The organism is Psychrobacter immobilis, assembly GCF_904846235.1.
Classification (GTDB): Bacteria; Pseudomonadota; Gammaproteobacteria; order Pseudomonadales; family Moraxellaceae; genus Psychrobacter; species Psychrobacter immobilis_C.
The window spans coordinates 1-2,372 of sequence record NZ_CAJGZN010000047.1; the positions used below are offsets into that span (position 1 = coordinate 1).

Genomic DNA, 2,372 nt, shown 5'->3' on the forward strand with positions numbered 1-2,372 from the left:
GCTAAGCTAAAACAGTATAGGGCGGTTGCCACTAGATTTGATAAGCTCAAGCAGAGTTATGAAAATACGGTCGCTCTTGCTTGTGCTTATATCTGGCTCAAATTATGAATGTTCAACACGCCCTAGTCAGTTCAAAATAACATGGTGATAAATTGAAGAGTGCTACTGGAATGAATGTTGCGCAGCCTCTGTAATAACAGCATGCAAGGAAAATTTATACCAGTAGCACGATGTCATTTTTGCAGTGAATCGACTATAGCTTACTGGCTGCATTTTTACCTCGTCGTTACAGCTTCTAATACTCGACTATGTTAGATTTATCATTAATCCTTGAAGTTATTTACCATAAGTCTTAATAAATTTGAGTAACGTTATGAGTCAAGAAGATGCCAGTCATAAGCAAAATAAGCATTTGCCTCCAAGTGAGCCTATTGATGTCTATAAAAACAACGATAGTAACTATACTGCTGGCAATCAAGACGCTCATGATCATGACACTCACCTAGAGCAAAACACCGCACCAAGAGATACCAAAGGCTATCAGCGTACGTTACTGATTAGCTTTGTGATCATCACAGGCTATATGTTTATCGAGGCGATTGGTGGCTTACTGACAGGCAGCTTGGCGTTACTCTCTGATGCAGGACACATGCTCAGCGACGCCATCGCCCTTGGTGCGACGTTGATGGCATTTAAAATCGGCGAAAAAGCCGCCACCCATCAAAAGACCTTTGGCTATAAACGCTTTGAGATTATCGTGGCCACCGTCAATGGTGCGACGCTAGTAATTATCGCCTTGATGATTTTTTATGAAGCGATCAAACGCCTTAACTCACCGCCTGAGATTGCTACCCAAGGTATGCTAATCGTCGCCACCATCGGTATGCTGGTTAATATCTTGGTCGCTTGGCTGATGCATCGTGGTAGTAGCGGCAGCGATGGACACACCCACAGCCATGGAGCAAATGCAGACAAAGTAAATAAAGAAAAAGCAAATAAAAGCAATGATTCCAAAGAGCCTGTCAACCTCAATATGCAAAGCGCTTACTTGCATGTATTAAGTGATTTGATGGGCTCTGTCGCCGCGATCATCGCCGCTTTACTGATGATGGGGTTTGGCTGGGTTTGGGCCGATGCCGCAGCGTCGGTGATCGTCGCGGTACTTATCTTAGTAAGTGGTTACCGCGTTGTACGTGATTCGGTACATGTCTTGATGGAGGGCACGCCAGAAGGCATATCGCTGGTAGATGTGGAAGACAAGCTGCTTGCCCATCCACAAGTAAAACAAGTCCACGACCTGCATATTTGGAGCATCACCAGCGGGCTAAATGCGCTATCTTGCCATGTGATGGTCGATGGGGATATGAGAATCTCGGATGCCAGCGTATTGATTGCCAATCTTGAGCAAGGGTTGCTTGCGCTTGGTATTCATCACGCCACCATTCAGGTTGAAAGCTTGTCACACCCGCAGACCAGCGCCCATAGCGATGCATTGGTCTGCGACATATCAGAGCAGCAAAGCTCTGCGAATAACCATATCGGGCACAGTCACTAGTCACTAGGGCGTGTTGAACCTTCAACCATGGCACTGACAGAGACTATTTGTGAATGTTCAACACGCCCTACTGGGTTGGAGGAAATAACAACTATGTTGTGCTGACTTAGAAAGTCTTATTTATCATTCATAGCAAGGTAGATATTACGATCTGATGCGGATGCGTCATCCACGTATTTTGAATCGCGCCATGTCGTATAAGCATAGACACCACTGTATGGGCTGATGCTGTTCTGACGGAAGTCAGAAATCCAATTTGTACCATCGAAAATTTGAATATGGCCATGTGGACGCTTTGATGAGCGATCATAGACAATAACATCACCTACTTGGGTTGGCATATCATTGCTGATTTTGCTGAAACCTGCTTTCTCAAGTGTGCCACGAGTAGCGTACTGATAGGCTGAAGGATTTGGAGTGAACTCATAACCAGCTGATTGTAGTGCTTTACGTACGTAACGGGCACAATATCCAGAGCTGCCAGATAAAGCCACTTTTGAGGCGCGAGCAGCAGCGATAGCGGGGGCTGAATTGCTGTCAGGAACCTTATTGACTTGCTGCTGTTGTTTTTCAGCGTATAAGCGGCTGTTTAATGATGAAAGCTGATTCTCTTTTTGCTTGGCCTGCGCACTTAGGTTGCTAATTGCTTGACTAATTTCATCATTATTAGAAACATAAGCACCACTTTTGGTGCTATAGATGTTTTTTGATGAACCGTAGTTTGATGCCACAGAAGTATTGGTGATGGTATTATTTGTTTGAGAGATTGTGATAGCAGCACCACTCGTTTGTGCTATGCCCATACCCAGTACTGACA

General features: G+C 44.8%; 2 protein-coding genes and 1 pseudogene. 2 read left to right on the forward strand and 1 reads right to left on the reverse strand.

Features of this window, described 5'->3' with window-relative positions; translation table 11 throughout:
* Positions 1–108: pseudogene (locus JMX07_RS13420) on the forward strand (IS5/IS1182 family transposase); the annotation flags it as partial.
* A 265-nt stretch (positions 109–373) separates the two neighbouring features.
* Entirely contained in the window at positions 374–1,555 is a 1,182-nt protein-coding gene (locus JMX07_RS13425; protein ID WP_077448184.1) for a cation diffusion facilitator family transporter, read from the forward strand.
* 116 nt (positions 1,556–1,671) lie between these two features.
* Here JMX07_RS13425 and JMX07_RS13430 read toward each other — a convergent pair.
* Positions 1,672–2,372, reverse strand: a 701-nt coding sequence (locus tag JMX07_RS13430; protein WP_201608426.1) for a CHAP domain-containing protein, incomplete at its 5' end; no start/stop codon positions are given.

Excerpts from the sequence above, each read along its gene's own strand:
- JMX07_RS13425 (WP_077448184.1), top strand. The coding sequence starts at position 374 with ATGAGTCAAGAAGATGCCAGTCATAAGCAAAATAAGCATTTGCCTCCA.